Raw genomic sequence first — 16,644 nt, 5'->3', positions numbered from 1 at the left:
CAGTCTCTGCGCTAGGAAATCACGGCCATGACCATGCTCGACGGCATCCGCATCATCGACCTGACTACGGTCATCTTCGGCCCCTATGCCACGCAAATGCTGGCCGACCTGGGGGCCGATGTCATTAAGGTGGAGACCCCGGGCGGCTGTATCTCACGCTACCTTGGCTCCAGCGCTGGCGCGCCTTCCGACGGGTCGGTCCACCTGACCGTCAATCGCGGCAAACGATCCATCATCCTCGATCTGAAACAGCCCGATGATGCCGCAACCCTGCGCGATCTGATCGCCACCGCCGATGTGTTCTTCCACAATGTCCGCGCGGCTGCCATCACGCGGTTGGGGTTTGACTATGCCGCGTGCAAGGCGATCAAGGATGACATCATCTACGTCCATGGCGCCGGGTTCGGGCAGGATGGGCCCTATGCCGATCTGCAGGCCTATGACGATGTTATTCAGGCCGCTTCGGGTGCGACGAGCTTGTTGCCCCGCGTTGATGGCAACCCGCGCCCACGGTACCTGCCATCGCTGATCGCTGATAAGGTGGCCGGCCATTATGGGGCGCAGGCGATTTTGGCCGCGCTGGTGCACAAGCTGCGCACCGGCAAAGGTCAGGCGGTCGAAGTGCCAATGTTCGAATGCTTCACCAGTTTCCTGATGACCGAACATCTGCGCGATGCGACGCTCGAACCGCCGCTCGGCCCCGCGGGCTATCCGCGCCAGCTTGACCCGCTGCGCCAACCTTTTCCCACGGCCGATGGCTTTATCTCGGTCGTGCCCTACACCCCGATCACCACCGCGCGGCTGCTCGACCTGATCGGCAGCGCCGGCTTTCTCGACCGTCCGGATATGGCCGAGGCGCGCGCGAAGGGCACGCTGATGCAAGAGGTCTGGGCCGAGACCGCGCGCAAAACGCCCTCACGCACCACCGCCGAATGGCTCGCCCTGTTTGCCGAGCATGACATTCCGGCGATGCGCGCCGCCGATCTGAGCGAGGTGACATCCGATCCGCATTTTACGGCGACCGGATTTTTTCGCCCGCGCGACCACCCCGTCGTCGGGCCGATGCGCGAAATGCGCCCCCCGGTGCGCTACTCGGCAGACCCCGACCGGACGCTGGGATTTGCTCCCGCGCTGGGCGCTGATGGTGACGCCATCCGTACCGAGCTGTTCGGCAGCAATCCGAAATGACAAAGCGTTGCAATCGGCTACGCAATACCTAAGCTGCCCGGCGAGGAAGGGAGAAATTCATGGTCGATTACAGTCTGCTTGCGCCGGGTGCGGTTCTGGCGCTTTGGACCACCATCATGCTCGGCTGGCTTGCCGCCGTACGCCTGCCGCAGCTGAACAAGCTGGGCATTGACCCGGCACCCGGCGGACGCGGTCAAGACGTGGAGGCGATGCTGCCGGCCAAGGTCAATTGGCCGTCGCACAATTACACCCACCTGCACGAACAGCCGACGGTGTTTTATGCGGTCATCGTATTTCTGACGCTTGCGGGCGGGGTCACGCAGCTGACTATCGGCTTGGCTTGGGCTTATACCGCGCTGCGCATCGTCCACAGCATTTACCAGTCAACGGTCAACAAGGTGCCCGTTCGCTTCGCCATTTTTCTGGCGGGAAGCACATGCCTGATTGCATTGGCGGTGCTGGCGGTGATCGCGACGCTGGGCTGATCTAACAATAAGGGGGGGGACGTATTATGGGACATGACATTTTGGGGCCAGTCGCCGCGCTGGCGATGTGGTCAATGGTGATGTGGGCGTGGATGTACGCGACGCGCATCCCGGCAATGCAGCGCGCCAAGATCGACGCGAAGGGGCTCGTCGGCACGACGGGACGCAACCTCGACGATGCCCTGCCTGCCGAAGTGCAGTGGAAGGCGCATAATTACAACCATCTGATGGAACAGCCGACGGTCTTTTACGCAGTGGCGCTCGCGCTGGCGATCGGCGGTCAGGGCGATGGACTGAACACGCAAATCGCCTGGGCCTATGTCGGGCTGCGCGTGCTGCACAGTATCGTACAGGCAACGGTCAACCGGGTGATGCTGCGCTTCGCCATCTTTGCGTTGGCCAGTCTGGCGCTGATCGCGCTGTGCCTGCACGCCTTCATCGGCTTTGTGCTGCATTAATCCCTTACGAAACAGCCCGCCAGCTCGACATGGGTGGACCAGCGGAACTGGCCCACGGGTTGCACCCAGTCGAGCCGGTAACCACCGCCAGTGAGCAGCTTGGCGTCGCGCGCAAAGCTGGCGGGATTGCAGCTGACATAGGCAACGCGCGGCACCTTGCTGTTGGCGAGTTGCCCAACCTGCTCCTCTGCCCCGGCGCGCGGCGGATCGAGCACGACCGCGTCAAATTTGTCGAGTTCGGCGGGCACCAGCGGGCGGCGGAACAGGTCGCGGTGCTCGGTCACGACCCGCGCCTGTACCCGGTCTGCCGCACCTTTCAGCGCCAACACCGCGTCGCGTGCAGCCTCGGCGGCATAGACACGGCGGCCCTGGTGCAACGACAGCGCAAAGGTGCCGATACCCGCGAACAGGTCAGCCAATGCCGTTGCATCACCCACAGCCTCGGCCACCGCAGCAATCAAAGCTTGTTCGCCTGCGGCGGTCGCCTGCAAAAAGGCGTGCGGCGGCGGCACTACCGCAATGTTGCCAAAGCGCACTGTGGCGGGTTCGGGTTCCCAGACTATTTGCGGCCCGTCGCCCTGATCCACCACCAGCCGCGCCAGCTGGTACGTGCCGGCAAAGTCCTGCAACGCCATAGCCGTCCCCAGCCCGGCGTCGGCCATGCCGTCGATGACGACTTCGACGCCCTGATCCAGCCGTTGCAACAGCACCTTGATCGCCCGCCGCTGCTTGCCGTGGGTTCCAACCAGGGTGCGCAGGGGCTTAATCAGCGCGAACAACGCCGGATCCAACAGCGGGCATTGCTGCATGTCGGCAATTTGATTGCTCCCCGCCGCGTTGAAGCCGATCACCGCGCGCTTGCCCGTTGCCATGGCGGTGAGCGCGGCGCGGCGGCGGCTGGCGGGCGGCGATAGCATTGCGGTGCGGACGGAACCGGCAGCCACATTTTGGGCCGCCAGCGCGCCGACCACCCGATCGCGAGCATAAGCGGCCAGCGCGCCATCACCAACATGTTGCAGCTGGCATCCGCCGCACGAACCGAAATGGCGGCACGGCGGCATCGCGCGGTTCGGACCAGCGATGATCGTGCCGTCGGGTGCCAGCGTGTCGCCGGGCACGCCGCCAGCAATATGACGGCCGGTCGCGGTCACGCCCTCGCCGCGCGCGGCAATGCGAACGATCGCTTCGCCGCTGGTCATGGTGCAGCAACCAGATCGTCGGCAATAAGTCCGGCGCCAATCATGCGCCCCCGCTGGATGTGCCACTCCACCGCACGGCACGCGGCTTCAAATGGAGCAAAGCCCTGCGCTAACATCGCCCCGCATGCGCCGGCCAGCACATCCCCCGTACCGGCGCTCGCCAGATGCGGCGATCCGGGCCACGCCGCCGCGACCTTCCCGTCCGGCGCCGCGATGATCGTGTCGGCCCCCTTGTGGACCACCACCGCGCCCGCTTTCTTGGCAGCGGCGCGGGTGCGATCAATCTTGCTGCCGCGCAGCCCGCCAAAGGCGCGATCAAATTCGCCGCTGTGCGGGGTCAGGATCGTGGGCGGTCGCAGCATGGCGGCGGCAGCGAGCGGCGCAAGACCCGCCTTGATCGCCCCGGCGTCGAGCACCACCGGCCTGCCCGCCGCCACCACTTCGGCGGTGAGCGCATCAAATTCCACGCCTTCAATTTGCCCCGGCCCCAGCACGACCGCGCCGAGCCGCCGGTCACGCAGCCACTCAGCAAGCGTTTGCCTGTCGCGCACCACAGCCTGCGCTGCCACACCACCTTCGCCGTGGAGCACAACATAGCCGGCCCCGGCGCGTAGCGCGGCATTGGCAGCCAGCGCCCCCGCGCCGCCCATCGCACCGCCGATCACCAGCACCTGGCCGCGACTATACTTGTGGCTGGCCGCACCGGGCCAAGGTGGCGCAAACCGATCAAGGGTCGCAATATTGCTGTCGACAGCAATGCCAAGGCCAGCAAAGTGCAGCTCGCCGCAATGTTCGGCAGCGGGCAGCAGGACATGCGCGGGCTTCAGCGCGCCCAAGGCCAAGGTCAGGTCATATTGCGGAACCGGCGATAAGCATGCGCCGCTGTCGCTGGCAATGCCGCTGGGAACATCGACGGCGATCCGGCGCTCGGCGGCTTGGACAAGCCGCCCGAGTGTCGCCACCAGCTCAGGCGCCAGCGGGCGCGTAAGCCCGACGCCGAACAACGCATCGACCACGACTGGCGCGGGCAAAGTTTCCGGACCCAATGCCTCAACCGTTCCACCCCATAATGCCGCTGCACCGCGCGCCAGATCGGTTGCGGGCGGCGCGCTTGCAGCGACGCGTAGCTTTGCTCCCCGCTCCGCCAGCAAGCGCGCTGCGACATAACCGTCTCCGCCATTGTTGCCCGGCCCGGCCAATATCAGCACTGGCCGCCCGGACGCCGCGCGCCACACGAGGTCGGCAACGGCAGCCCCGGCGCGTTCCATCAGCTCGGCCAGGCTGACCCCATGCGCGGTCATCGCCAGCTCGGCGGCGCGCATCTGCGCAATGTTCAGGATCGGAGCGGCAACGGGCACGGTCATCGGCGCGCGCATAGCAGCAAGTTTTCGATGAGTCCCGTTCGCTAAGGCATGCCGTCGGTATCGGCGGGCAAGCGGAAACGGTCGCCGCCGATGGCGACCTCGATCAATCCGTCACCGACAATGGAAACGCTGGCTGCATCCACGCCGTCCGCCGCGACCACGCCCCGCCCGTCGGTGGTAATCAGCAGGCGGCGAAAACCGGTACCTTCGCGCCCGACCACCAGCACGATACCGTCGGCGCTGCTCATGCGGTCGAGGGTGCAAACGCGGTCAAATTGCGCAGCGCCCCCCAGCGCACAATCGATGCGGCCTTGGTTGGCGGCAGCGGCGCCGCCGCTGTCAGCCCCGCTGCTGCAGCCCGCCAGCAGCGCGGCGAGTGAAAACAGACTAAATATCCGCAAAGACATGCGTTTCCGTCGCCGCGCCGGGGTGGGTCACCGCGCCGGTGCGCGCGTCCCCGACATTTTGGGCATAGCGCCATAGCGCGCCTGCCTGGTAATCATGCTCGCGCGGCTGCCAGCGCCCGCGCCGTTCCGCCAGCACAGCTGCATCAACGTCCAAATCGATGGTGCCGACATTCGCGTCGATGCGAATGATGTCGCCATCTTCGATCAAGGCAATGGGACCGCCCACTGCCGCTTCGGGGCCGACATGGCCAATACAGAAACCGCGCGTCGCGCCCGAAAAGCGTCCGTCGGTGATCAACGCGACTTTGTCGCCCATGCCCTGCCCATAGAGCGCAGCCGTGGTCGACAGCATTTCGCGCATACCCGGCCCACCCTTGGGCCCTTCGTAGCGGATGACGATAACCGACCCTTCGGCAATATCGCGGCGTTCGACGGCGCCGAAGGCATCCTCTTCGCAATCGAACACGCGCGCCGGGCCGGTGAACGCCAGCTCGGTCATCCCTGCTACCTTCACAATCGCGCCGTCGGGGGCGAGCGAGCCACGCAGTCCCACCACGCCGCCCGTTGGCGTTATCGGGCTGCGGGCGTCGTAAATTACCTTCTGGTCAGGGTTCCAGCTCACCTCTGCGATATTTTCGCCCAGCGTCTTGCCGGTCACGGTCATGCAATCGCCGTTAAGCAAGCCATTATCGAGCAGGGTCTTCATCAGCATGTAAACCCCGCCTGCTTCATACATGTCGCGCGCGACATAGCGGCCGCCGGGTTGCAGATCAGCGATATAGGGGGTCGTCTTGAAAATCTCGGCAACGTCAAACAGGTCAAATTCGATCCCGCACTCATGCGCCATGGCGGGCAGATGCAGTCCGGCGTTGGTCGATCCGCCCGTCGCCGCAACCACCCGCGCCGCATTTTCAAAGGCTTCGCGCGTACAAATGTCGCGCGGGCGCAAATTGCGTTCCAGCAGCGTCATCACCTGCCGCCCCGCCGCAACCGCAATTTCGGCGCGGCTCTGATAGGGCGCGGGCACCATGTTGCTGTTCGGCAGCGACAGGCCGATCGCTTCGCCAACACACGCCATGGTGTTCGCCGTATATTGCCCGCCGCACGCGCCGTGCCCCGGACAAGCGACCTTTTCGAGTGCAATCAGCTCCTGCAGCGGGCAGTTTCCCGCCGCGTGCTGGCCCACCGCCTCGAACACATCCTTGACCGTCACATCCTTGCCGTCGAACTGGCCGGGCAGGATCGACCCGCCATAGACAAAGATCGACGGCACATTCAGCCGCAGCATGGCCATCATCATCCCCGGCAGCGACTTGTCGCAGCCAGCAAAGCCGACCAGCGCGTCATAGCAATGGCCGCGCATGGAAAGTTCGACCGAATCGGCAATCACCTCGCGGCTTATCAGCGACGATTTCATTCCCTGATGCCCCATGGCGATGCCATCGGTCACGGTGATGGTGTTGAAGCGGAAGGGTGTGCCGCCGCCCGCCTGCACCCCTGCCTTGGCGGCATTGGCCTGTGCGTCGAGCGTGGTGTTGCACGGCGCCGATTCATTGCCCGCTGACGCTAGGCCGACGAACGGCTTGGCAATATCGTCTTCGCTCCACCCCATCGCATAATAATAGCTGCGGTGGGGCGCACGCGCGGGCCCCACCGAAACATGGCGGCTGGGCAGGCGCGATTTGTCGAACGTCATGAAGTTATTCCTGCGGCGCTGGTTATGCCGTGTCCCTTTCCAAAGGACAGCGCATCACGCAAGGAGATTGCGTGCAGCGGCCAGCATTTTTGCCAGACTGGTTGCCATGCGCGCTTGTCCCGCCGTGCTGCCGCTATGGTCCTGCCGCATTTCTACGCCGACATAGGGAATGCCGCGCGCCTCGGCATGGCGGTTCATCGTCGCGTTGAGCAACTTGCCCGAATAGGGCAGCTGGTCGCCAACAAGCCAACCGTCGGCCGAAAGCGCCGTGATGGCCGCGGCAGCAAGCCGCTCGTCCTGATTATAAAGGATGCCAATGTCCCACGGCCGCGCTTCATCGGGACGGCTGGCAAGGCGCGGCGTGAAGCTGTGCAGCGACAGGATCATCGCGGGCGCCGCTGCTGCGATAACAGCGTCGATGCGGGCATGATAGGGATCGTAAAGGCAGGCAATGCGGTCCCGGCGCTCATCGGCTGAAAGGTTGGCGTTGCCGGGGATGACATGCCCGTCGCTGCTGTCCGGGATAAGCCCGGGATGGTCGACCTCGCGGTTGAGGTCGATCACCAGCCGCGACATCCCGCCCAAAATGCCGCAATCGATCGCACCCAATTTCACCAGCTGTTCGGCCACGCTGGCCACCCCAATGTCGACCGCAATATGGTCGTCAAGCAGCGCCGGTGCGATGCCAAGATCAATGTCGGCGGGGACCGCATTGCTCGCATGATCGGCGATCAACAATATGCCGCCCGCACGCGCGGCGCCCAGTTCGCGCCAGGCTGCGCTCACCGCACCGCCCCTGCCATCACCCACCAGTCGGGATGATCGTTGGCGATCCGAGACGCGGCCGCGTCGCGTTCAGCAACGCTGCGAAACAGCGCAAAGCAGCTCGCCCCGGAACCCGACATCCGGGCCAGTATCGGCAGTTGCGCGCGCAGCACTGCCAGCACCTCATCGATTTCCGGAACCAGTGCGAGCGCGGGCGGCTCGAGATCATTGCGCCCGGACCGCGCGGATGCGAGCGCGCTGCCCCCGGCCAAAGCGCCGCGATCGCGCCCGTCCCATCCGGCAAATACCGGCCCCGTCGCCAGCGGGATGCGCGGGTTGACCAGCAATAACGGTAGGCCGCGCACATCGCTGTCCTCGACCCTTTCAAGTTCCCATCCTGTCCCGCTGCCCCGGCGGGTTTCGCTGATTATGCAAGCACCGACGTCGGCCCCAAGCGATTGGCTGGCAGCCACCAATGCTTCCAATTCTCCAACGCCAAATTCCCGCTGCACCAGCCGGATCAGCGCCGCCGCATCGGCCGAACCGCCGCCCAGCCCGGCTGCCACCGGCAGCTTCTTGTCCAGCGTGACTGCCATTGGCGGAATGGCGGTGCCGCCCGGCTGGCTGCGCATAAAAGCCAGCGCGCGCAAGACCAGATTTTCGCCGTCCGCGCTCAGTCCCTCAGCAAAATCGCCGGTGATGGCCAGGCTGTCCTCGGCTGCGGGTGCCGCCGTAAGCGCGTCGCCTGTATCGACAAAGGCAAAGATGGTTTCGATGTCATGATAACCATCACTCCGCCGCGCCCGCACATGGAGCGCAAGGTTGATCTTGGCATAGGCTGTTTCGCACCACGACGTCACGGCGCCAGCGTCGCCTCGGTCAGCCCGCCCGCAATCTTCATGGCCAGCCGCTCGGCCATGACCGCCTCTGCCTCCAGCGCGGCCGCGCGCCAAGCATAACGCGCCTCGATCAGCCGCCCGACCTTCCAATAAGCATCGCCCAGATGTTCGTTGATAACATTATTGGCGGGCTCGCCGCGCGCCGCACGCTCGAGGAGTGGCACGCCGCGCGCCGCATCGCCGGTAAGGACATAGGCCCAGCCGAGCGAATCGGTGATCGCCGCATTGCCGGGCTCGCCGCGCCACGCCGCCTCGATCCGCGCGAGCGCTTTCGGCACGTCCTGCCGCCGTTCGAGCGCGGAATAGCCAACAAAATTCAGCGTCCCCGGATCATCGGGGTTAGCGGCCAACGCGGCTTCCAGTAGCGGCTCAGCCTCGCTCCAGCGGTTTTGCTTCAGCTTGATTTCGGCCTTGGCAATCAACAGTGAAGCGCGCAGCGCATTGTCGCTGGGCGTTGCGGCGGGCTGCGCCAACAGCTTGTCGAACACGGCCTCGGCCACTGCCGGATCGTCGGACTGCCGCGCGATTTCGGCAAAGCGGACCAACCAGCCCCGGTCATCAGGCAATCGCGCAGGATCGGGCGCGACGAGCGCAATCGCTTGCGCCACCGCACCTGTGTCGGCAAGCAATTCGGCGCGGCGCAGTGCGAACTGGTCGGCCGCGCCACCCGGCACCCGCACAGCCTGTTCCAACACCTCTAGGGCAGCATCGGTTTGGCCGGCCTTGACCAAAGCCTCTGCCAGCGCAAGCCGCCCGACGGCATCTGCCGGGTCGAGCCATTGCGCGGCACGGGCAAAAAGCAGCGCGAGGGACCCGCTGCCGCCGGGTGTACGGACAAAGCCGTCGCCGAGTAGGCCCAACCATTGGCCCATTCCTTGGCGGGCATCGGCGACCGGCAACGGCGCTGCAATTTCAACGGATTGCGCGTCGGGAAAAGCCGCAAGCCGCTGCTTCAGCGCATCGGCGGCCGCCACATCACCGCGTTTCATAAATGTCGCCGCCAACCGCGCCGCAACGATCCGGCTGGTCCGGTTGCCCAAATTGAGCCGCTCGGCCTGCCCGATCGCTGCATCGCGCTCACCCCCCAGCAACAGCATCGTGGCTCCAATCCACAGCGGGGTCTGGTCCTCGCCAATGCGTCCAAAGCGATTGAGATGCCGCGTCGGTTCTTTTTCGCGGGTCGCAACATCGATCCAGCCCAGCATCGCCGGGCTCAGCAGCCGCCCGGTGAAATCGGGACCCGCCTTGCCACTTTCCTCGCCTGCGAAACCGCGCGCCGCCCTCCAGTCGCCACGCCGCACCGCGTCCACGAGCAGCACCACCCGCGCATCGAAGCGCTGTTCGCCTGCCTGCCACAGCGCTTGTGCCGCTTCGGTGGCGCGGCGCTGGTCACCGGCGATAATCGCCTGTTCCAGCATCCGCCCGCGCAGTCCCGCGCGCGCAGGATCGACATTAGCAACCGCCACCAAGGCCGCCAGCGCTGCGCGCGCATCGCCGCTTTCCTCGGCCAAGCGCGCCTTGGCCGCCGCGCGGATCACGGCGGAATCACTCACAATGGGCGCCGCCTGCGCGGACGCCGCGAACAGGCCCAACGCCACCGCCGATAAGGCACCGCGCATCCGGGCGTTACATATTGGGATAGTTCGGCCCTCCGCCGCCCTCGGGCGAAACCCAGTTGATGTTCTGGTTGGGGTCCTTGATGTCGCAGGTTTTGCAGTGGACGCAGTTCTGCGCATTGATCACATATTTGGGATCGCCCGATTCGACGCCCACCCATTCATACACCCCGGCGGGGCAATAGCGCGTCGACGGTCCGGCATAGACGCCCAGCTCGCTGGCCTTTTGCAGTTCCAGGTCCTTGACCTGCAAATGGACCGGCTGGTCTTCCTCGTGGTTGGTGTTCGACAGGAACACCGACGACAGCCGGTCGAAGGTCAGCACCCCGTCGGGCTTGGGATAGACCGGCGGCGTCATCAGATCGGCGCGGTACAGGCTTTGGTGGTCGGGATGGTGCTTCATCGTAAAGGGCATACGGACCTTCAGATACTCGGCCCACATGGTGATGCCTGCCAGCAACGACCCTGCCAAATCGCCATATTTTTCCATCAAAGGCAGGACGTTGCGCACCCCGCGCAGCTCGGCTTCGACCCAGCTGGTGTCATAGGCCGCCTGATAGGCCGTCAGTTCGTCATTGGACCGGCCCGCCTGCACAGCGGCGAACGCAGCCTCGGCAGCCAGCATACCGGTCTTCATCGCGGTGTGGCTGCCCTTGATACGCGGCACATTCACAAAGCCCGCCGAACAGCCAATCAGCGCACCGCCGGGAAAAGACAATTTGGGTACCGATTGCCATCCGCCATCATTGATCGCCCGCGCGCCATAGGACACGCGCTTTCCGCCTTTGAGGATCTTGGCAATTTCGGGATGTGTTTTCCATTTCTGCATTTCCTGAAATGGCGAGGTATGCGGATTGCGATAATTGAGCCAGGTGACAAAGCCCAACGCCACCTGTCCATTCGCCTGATGGTACAGAAACCCGCCACCATTGCTATTTTCATCGAGCGGCCAGCCCTGGGTATGGATGACGCGGCCGGGCACATGCTCGGCGGGATCGATGTCCCACAATTCCTTGATGCCAAGGCCATAGACCTGCGGCTGGCAGTTGGCTTCCAAATTGAAGCGCGCCTTGGCCTGCTTTGACAAATGCCCGCGCACACCTTCGGCAAACAGCGTGTATTTGGCGTGGAGTTCCAGCCCCGGCTGATAATCGCCCTTGTGGCTGCCGTCGCGCGCTATGCCCATATCGCCCGTGGCGACGCCCTTCACCGAGCCGTCGTCATTGTAAAGAATTTCGGCGGCGGGGAAGCCAGCGAAAATCTCTACCCCCAACCCCTCGGCCTGTTCGGCGAGCCAGCGACACAAATTGCCCAAACTGCCAGTGTAGGTCCCTTCATTGTGCAAATAGGGCGGGGTCAGCAATTCGGGCAAGTTGCGTTTGCTCTTGGCGGTCAGGACCCAGTGTTGGTTGTCGGTCACCGGCGTTTCCGCAAGCGGGCAACCTATCGTCCGCCAATCGGGCAACAATTCGTCGAGTGCGCGCGGATCGACCACCGCACCCGACAAGATATGCGCGCCGACTTCGGATCCTTTCTCCAAAATACAGACCGACAGATCAGCGCCGGTTTCATTTGCGAGCTGTTTCAGCCGGATCGCCGCCGACAGGCCCGCCGGGCCAGCACCGACAATGACGACGTCATAGGGCATTGCTTCGCGTTCGCTCACGGCTCTCTTCCTCTGCTTCGGGCGGCCCGCAGCCTCACTCTGCCGCGCCAGCCGGTCAATCCATCACATAACCCGATGCCCGCCAATTGACGCTGCCGTCAACCGCTTGTTTGTGCCAACGCGATGACCGTGACCCCCGCCGCCCTGCTTGTCGAAAGCCACCGCAACTGGTGGCAGCTTGCCGGGCTGGAAACGCTGGTCGACGAAGAACCGCAAAACTGGCTGGCACCCAAGGGCGATCCAGTGCCGGATAAGCCCGCGCCCGAAGCGGTTCCGCCGGTCCGCCAGAGCGAGTCTGCATTGGCTGCGCCGGCCCCGTCGCCCACCCCTACCCCGCTGGCACCGCTCGCGATGCCCGACGATTGGGTTGCGTTCCAAAGCTGGCTCGCGAACGACACCGCCGTGCCCGGCACGCGCTGGCACCCGCAGCGCATTCTGCCTGCCGGAACGCAGGGCGCGAAGCTGATGGTGCTCGCGCTCACCCCCGAAATGGCCGATCAGGATGCGGGACAATTGTTTGCGGGCGACGCGGGGCGATTGCTCGATGCGATGCTGGGCGCCATCGGCCTGACGCGGGCGCAATGTTATCTTGCCAGTCTGGCGCTCACGCGGCCGCCCGGTGGCCGGATCGATGGTGCCGACCTGGCTGCGCTGACCCCGCTGCTATGGCACCATTTGCGCCTTGCGGCTCCAGCAAAGTTGCTGCTTTTTGGCAGCGATCTGGCCCAGTTGGTGTTTGGCAGCGATCTTGCGGCACTGCGGGGTTCCTTACGCGATGTTAACCAAAGCGGGGTCACAGTTGCGGCCGCAGCAACGCAGCATCCGCTGCTGCTGCTGGACCGGCCGGCGCGCAAGGCGGCGGCGTGGGACAGTTTGACGCTGCTCGCTGAGGGAAAAAGCGCCGCATGACCATTTCGCCTGTTCTTGGTCGCGTGATCGTGCTGGCGCTGGTCGCTGCCGCCGCCGTTCCGGCACAGGCGACCGATGCTGCAGGACGCTGGGCGCAGGCCAGCAAGGCACTGGCTGCCGAAGGTGGACCGGCAACACTGACCGACAAGCAACGCCAACTTTATGCCGACGTTCTTGCGGCGCTGCGTGCGAAGCGCTGGGCCGATGCCGATGCGCTGCTCGACAGCGACAAGGATGGCCCGCTTGCCCATTATCTGCGCGCCCAGCTGCTGCTTGCCCCGGACAGCCCGCGGGCTGAGCTGGCCGACATCCTGCCGATCCTAGAATCAGCGCCTGACCTGCCGCAAGCATCGCGCCTCGCCACGCTCGCCTCCAAACGGGGCGCGTCGGCCCTGCCCCGTCTGCCAAGCGAGCAGCGGCTGATCTGGGCTGGCAGCGCCCCGCGCCGCACCACCGAACGTTCGGTGGAAGATCCTGCCGCTTCATCCCTTGGCGGCAAAATCCGCGAACGCATCAAGGCGGATGACCCTGCTGGAGCCGAGCTGCTGCTTGAAGAGGCGCGTGCGGGACTTTCACCGGAGGGCCTGACCGAATGGCAGCAACGCGTTGCCTGGTCCTATTATATCGAAAATGACGATGCCAATGCGCTGCGCGTCGCGCGCGAGGCGGCTCGCGGCGTGGGCGCTTGGGCGATGCGCGCTGCGTGGGTTGAAGGGCTGGCATCGTGGCGCATGGAAGATTTCCGGGCGGCAGACGATGCCTTTGTCCGCGTCGGCTACATGGCCGACGACCCCGAAATGCGCGCTGCCGGGCATTATTGGGCGGGCCGAACCGCCACCAAATTGCGCGAGAAAAAGCAAGCCCAGGAGCGTTTTCGCGCCGCGATGCATGACGCCGAAACTTTCTATGGCATGCTGGCGGCCGAACTGTTGGACGAAACGCCCGTTGCCCCGCGGCACGAGACAGGCGCCGAATTTCGCATCCTGATCCAGCAGCCCAACATCCGCCGTGCCCAGGCTCTGCTCGAGCTTGGCGCGTATGAGGAAGCGGATCAGCTGTTGCGACACCAGGCACGCATCGGCAATCCGGCGCAGCATAGCGCTCTCGCGGCGCTCGCCGGGTCGATGGGGCTGCCCGAAACCCAGCTTTTCCTTGCGCACAACACGCCGCGCGGGCAGCGTCCCGACATGATGGCGCGCTACCCCGCACCGCGCTGGGCGCCCGCGGGCGGCTGGCGCGTCGATCCCGCGCTGGTCTTTGCACACGCATTGCAGGAATCGCAGTTCAAGCGCGCGGCGGTTAGCCCCGCCGGTGCACAGGGCCTGATGCAGGTGCGGCCCGGCACGGCGCGCGACATTGCCCGCTGGCGCGGCGATCTGGCGGCGGGCAACCGCGACCTTAAGAACCCCGCCGTCAACATGGATTTCGGGCAAAGCTATCTGCAATTGCTGTCGGGCGACACCTCGACCGGCGGCTTGTTGCCCAAAGTGATCGCGGCGTATAACGCGGGCCCGACGCCGGTGGCGCGCTGGGCGACCGAAGTGCGCGATAATGGTGATCCGTTGCTCTACATCGAAAGCATCCCCTATTGGGAGACGCGGGGCTATGTTGGCATCGTCCTGCGCAATTACTGGATGTATGAGGCGCAGGCAGGCAAGCCATCGCAAAGCCGCAAGGATTTGGTCGCGGGCCGCTGGCCGCGCTTTCCCGGCGAAATTCGTAGCGCGGGTATCGCCATGACGTCGGCCCCCGTGAGCAGCAATGCCGATTGACGAGACGCGGGCCTTCGTGCCCGTCCGTATCGCTGTCCTGACCGTCAGCGACACGCGCACGCTGGACAATGACACATCGGGCGACCGACTGGTGCAGCGGTTAAGCGACGCCGGCCATGTGCTGGCCGACCGCGCAATCGTGCGCGACGAAGTTGACCTGCTCACCGCCATGCTGAACCGCTGGATCGACGATCCGCAAATTGATGTGATCCTGACCACTGGCGGCACCGGCGTCACCGGCCGTGACGTCACGCCCGAGGCGCTGGAAGCCTTGGACGGCAAGGATATTCCGGGCTTTGGCGAGCTGTTCCGCTGGCTCAGCTATCAGAGCATCGGCACCTCCACCATCCAGTCGCGCGCCTGCGCCCGCGTGGTGCGCGGCACCTATATCTTCGCGCTGCCCGGCTCGACCGGCGCAGTCACCGATGCGTGGGACGGCATTTTGGCGAGCCAGCTCGACAGCCGGTTCCGGCCCTGCAATTTTGTCGAACTGATGCCGCGGCTCAAGGAATAGCGCTGGGCGCCGCAGCTTGTGGTTTGGCGGCGGCCGCCTCTTGCTCGGTCCGTGCGTTATCGAGAAACTTATCGAACGCGCCGAGTTGCGTGTCAAACACTTGGCAGACATCTGAAAAATTGGCTTGATTCAATCCACCCACCGTCGACACATCAAAGTTCATGCCCATCGCACCACTATCGGTCCGATAAACTTGCATGAAGCGATAGGCCTTGTTCCAATTATTTGCCACCTCAGCAGTATAAAGCGGATCCTCAACGAAGCTCAGACGAAAAGACAGGCTATTACAGTCTTTCTTTTTGTCACAGTCACTAAAAACGACATCGACGAAATAGCCGTTCATACTTGTTTCGACATAGTGATCACCGTCATCGGGTGTCACCAGCTTGGCTTTATATCCTGCCTCTTGCAGTCCCTTGACCACGGTTTCTGGCTTGCTCGCGCAAATCAAATCCCTGCCGCATGCGACCTTTTCGGCGGCTGCAACGGGAACCGCTGCAACAGCCAATATGGCCGCAACTGGGAGAATGAAGCGCTTATCAAGCATGAAAGTCCCCGGTGATTCGACTGGCCTTGGCGAGGTTGCACACCGTCGGGAAACATGCAATATGTTCTTGTTTTGTTTCTTCGCGGATTTTGTCAGTGCGTGGTCGTGGCGCCCCTACCAATCCCAATCCGGTGCGCACCGGTGCGCTGCTGCGCGAGGCCGATGGCGATTGGCTGGACGGACAAGGCACGATCGATGGCGCCCCTCCCCCGCTGCGCACGACGGTGACGGTCGAAACGCCGCGCACCATCATCACGCGCAATAGCTCGCCCGACATCAGTTTTGACCGGTCAATCAACGCTTATCGGGGCTGCGAGCATGGCTGTGTCTATTGCTATGCGCGGCCGACGCATGCGTTTCATGATCTGTCGCCGGGGCTGGATTTCGAAACCAGGCTGTTTGCCAAGCCCGACGCTGCGAAACTGCTGCTCGCCGAACTCGCCAAACCCGGCTATCGCCCCGCGCCGCTCGCTATCGGCACCAATACCGACCCGTATCAACCCATCGAGCGCGACTGGCGCATCACCCGTGAGGTGATTGAAGTACTGGCAGAGGTGCGCCACCCGCTGCTGATCACCACCAAGTCCGACCGCATCTTGCGCGATATCGATTTGCTGGCGGGAATGGCGCGCGACCAACTGGTGCATGTTGCCATTTCGGTGACGACGCTCGATGCCAAAACCGCGCGCACGCTGGAACCCCGCGCGTCCGCGCCAGCCAAGCGCCTAGCTGCAATCAAAGCACTCAACGACGCCGGCGTCCCGACGCAGGTGAACATCTCGCCGGTCATCCCCGCGATCACCGATCATGAAATCGAAGCCATCATGGCCGCCGCTGCCAACGCGAAAGCTGTGCGAGCCAGTTATATCCTGCTGCGCCTGCCGCACGAGGTCGCGCCGCTGTTCCGCGCTTGGCTCGATGCCCACCACCCCGACCGCGCCGCCAAGGTTATGCACATTGTTCGGGAGATGCGCGGTGGGCGCGACAATGATCCGGAATTCGGATCGCGCATGCGCGGCACGGGCGTGTGGGCCGAGCTGATCCGGGCGCGCTTTAGAAAAGCGGCGGCCAAGCATGGCCTGGATGGGCGGTACGTTCCGTTACGCAGCGACTTGTTCGTGCGGCCCGAAGCGGGTGGGCAGCTGCGGCTGTTGTGAAC

16 protein-coding genes are annotated in these 16,644 nt (G+C 64.5%); 7 read left to right on the top strand and 9 right to left on the bottom strand.

Features of this window, described 5'->3' with window-relative positions; all coding sequences use genetic code 11:
* The first annotated feature begins 27 nt into the window (after positions 1–27).
* The 3 genes from AC2TC0_RS08895 to AC2TC0_RS08885 are packed head-to-tail and all read left to right on the top strand — an operon-like array spanning position 28 to position 2,131.
* Positions 28–1,188: a CaiB/BaiF CoA transferase family protein gene (locus AC2TC0_RS08895; RefSeq protein ID WP_484717150.1), complete on the top strand. Its 1,161-nt coding sequence runs from the start codon at positions 28–30 to the stop codon at positions 1,186–1,188.
* Positions 1,189–1,247: 59 nt separating this feature from the next.
* Entirely contained in the window at positions 1,248–1,673 is a 426-nt protein-coding gene (locus AC2TC0_RS08890; RefSeq protein ID WP_484717149.1) for an MAPEG family protein, read from the top strand.
* Positions 1,674–1,699: 26 nt separating this feature from the next.
* On the top strand, positions 1,700–2,131 hold the full coding sequence (locus AC2TC0_RS08885) for an MAPEG family protein (RefSeq protein ID WP_484717148.1): 432 nt from the start codon (positions 1,700–1,702) through the stop codon (positions 2,129–2,131).
* Here the strand turns inward: AC2TC0_RS08885 and AC2TC0_RS08880 are convergent.
* From AC2TC0_RS08880 to AC2TC0_RS08845, 8 genes are all read right to left on the bottom strand, one after another.
* Entirely contained in the window at positions 2,128–3,330 is a 1,203-nt protein-coding gene (locus AC2TC0_RS08880; RefSeq protein WP_484717147.1) for a class I SAM-dependent RNA methyltransferase, read from the bottom strand. The two genes, AC2TC0_RS08885 and AC2TC0_RS08880, sit on opposite strands and share 4 nt — an antisense overlap.
* Positions 3,327–4,706 (bottom strand): NAD(P)H-hydrate dehydratase, encoded by a 1,380-nt coding sequence (locus AC2TC0_RS08875; RefSeq protein WP_484717146.1) that lies wholly within the window; start codon positions 4,704–4,706, stop codon positions 3,327–3,329. Before AC2TC0_RS08875 ends, AC2TC0_RS08880 begins: the two co-directional genes overlap by 4 nt.
* A gap of 29 nt (positions 4,707–4,735) precedes the next feature.
* Entirely contained in the window at positions 4,736–5,101 is a 366-nt protein-coding gene (locus tag AC2TC0_RS08870; protein ID WP_484717145.1) for a hypothetical protein, read from the bottom strand.
* Positions 5,082–6,797, bottom strand: a complete 1,716-nt coding sequence (ilvD, locus tag AC2TC0_RS08865) for a dihydroxy-acid dehydratase (RefSeq protein WP_484717144.1) — start codon at positions 6,795–6,797, stop codon at positions 5,082–5,084. Before ilvD ends, AC2TC0_RS08870 begins: the two co-directional genes overlap by 20 nt.
* Positions 6,798–6,851: 54 nt before the next feature.
* A complete protein-coding gene (locus AC2TC0_RS08860) occupies positions 6,852–7,583 on the bottom strand; it encodes an N-formylglutamate amidohydrolase (RefSeq protein WP_484717143.1) in 732 nt (243 codons plus the stop codon).
* Entirely contained in the window at positions 7,580–8,422 is an 843-nt protein-coding gene (locus AC2TC0_RS08855; RefSeq protein ID WP_484717142.1) for a 4-(cytidine 5'-diphospho)-2-C-methyl-D-erythritol kinase, read from the bottom strand. The genes AC2TC0_RS08860 and AC2TC0_RS08855 overlap by 4 nt, the downstream gene beginning before the upstream one ends.
* Positions 8,419–10,014 carry a tetratricopeptide repeat protein gene (locus AC2TC0_RS08850; RefSeq protein ID WP_484717141.1) on the bottom strand — a complete coding sequence of 532 codons (1,596 nt, stop codon included), beginning with the start codon at positions 10,012–10,014 and terminating at the stop codon, positions 8,419–8,421. Before AC2TC0_RS08850 ends, AC2TC0_RS08855 begins: the two co-directional genes overlap by 4 nt.
* Positions 10,015–10,087: 73 nt before the next feature.
* On the bottom strand, positions 10,088–11,743 hold the full coding sequence (locus AC2TC0_RS08845; RefSeq protein WP_484717140.1) for an electron transfer flavoprotein-ubiquinone oxidoreductase: 1,656 nt from the start codon (positions 11,741–11,743) through the stop codon (positions 10,088–10,090).
* Positions 11,744–11,866: 123 nt separating this feature from the next.
* Between AC2TC0_RS08845 and AC2TC0_RS08840 the strand changes: the two genes are divergently transcribed.
* The 3 genes from AC2TC0_RS08840 to moaB are packed head-to-tail and all read left to right on the top strand — an operon-like array spanning position 11,867 to position 14,938.
* The gene (locus AC2TC0_RS08840; RefSeq protein ID WP_484717139.1) at positions 11,867–12,652 is read left to right on the top strand and encodes a uracil-DNA glycosylase family protein; all 786 of its coding nucleotides are present in this window, start codon (positions 11,867–11,869) and stop codon (positions 12,650–12,652) included.
* Positions 12,649–14,424 carry a lytic transglycosylase domain-containing protein gene (locus tag AC2TC0_RS08835; RefSeq protein ID WP_484717138.1) on the top strand — a complete coding sequence of 592 codons (1,776 nt, stop codon included), beginning with the start codon at positions 12,649–12,651 and terminating at the stop codon, positions 14,422–14,424. The genes AC2TC0_RS08840 and AC2TC0_RS08835 overlap by 4 nt, the downstream gene beginning before the upstream one ends.
* On the top strand, positions 14,414–14,938 hold the full coding sequence (moaB, locus tag AC2TC0_RS08830) for a molybdenum cofactor biosynthesis protein B (protein ID WP_484717137.1): 525 nt from the start codon (positions 14,414–14,416) through the stop codon (positions 14,936–14,938). Before AC2TC0_RS08835 ends, moaB begins: the two co-directional genes overlap by 11 nt.
* Here the strand turns inward: moaB and AC2TC0_RS08825 are convergent.
* Positions 14,928–15,485 (bottom strand): YbjN domain-containing protein, encoded by a 558-nt coding sequence (locus AC2TC0_RS08825; protein WP_484717136.1) that lies wholly within the window; start codon positions 15,483–15,485, stop codon positions 14,928–14,930. The two genes, moaB and AC2TC0_RS08825, sit on opposite strands and share 11 nt — an antisense overlap.
* A gap of 86 nt (positions 15,486–15,571) precedes the next feature.
* Here AC2TC0_RS08825 and AC2TC0_RS08820 point away from each other — a divergent pair, with 86 nt between their 5' ends.
* Positions 15,572–16,642, top strand: coding sequence for a PA0069 family radical SAM protein (locus tag AC2TC0_RS08820; RefSeq protein WP_484717483.1), 1,071 nt, complete (start codon positions 15,572–15,574; stop codon positions 16,640–16,642).
* Positions 16,643–16,644: the final 2 nt, after the last annotated feature.

It is taken from the genome of Sphingopyxis sp. sgz302558, from assembly GCF_057220455.1.
This window is presented reverse-complemented; position numbering and strand designations above follow the sequence as displayed.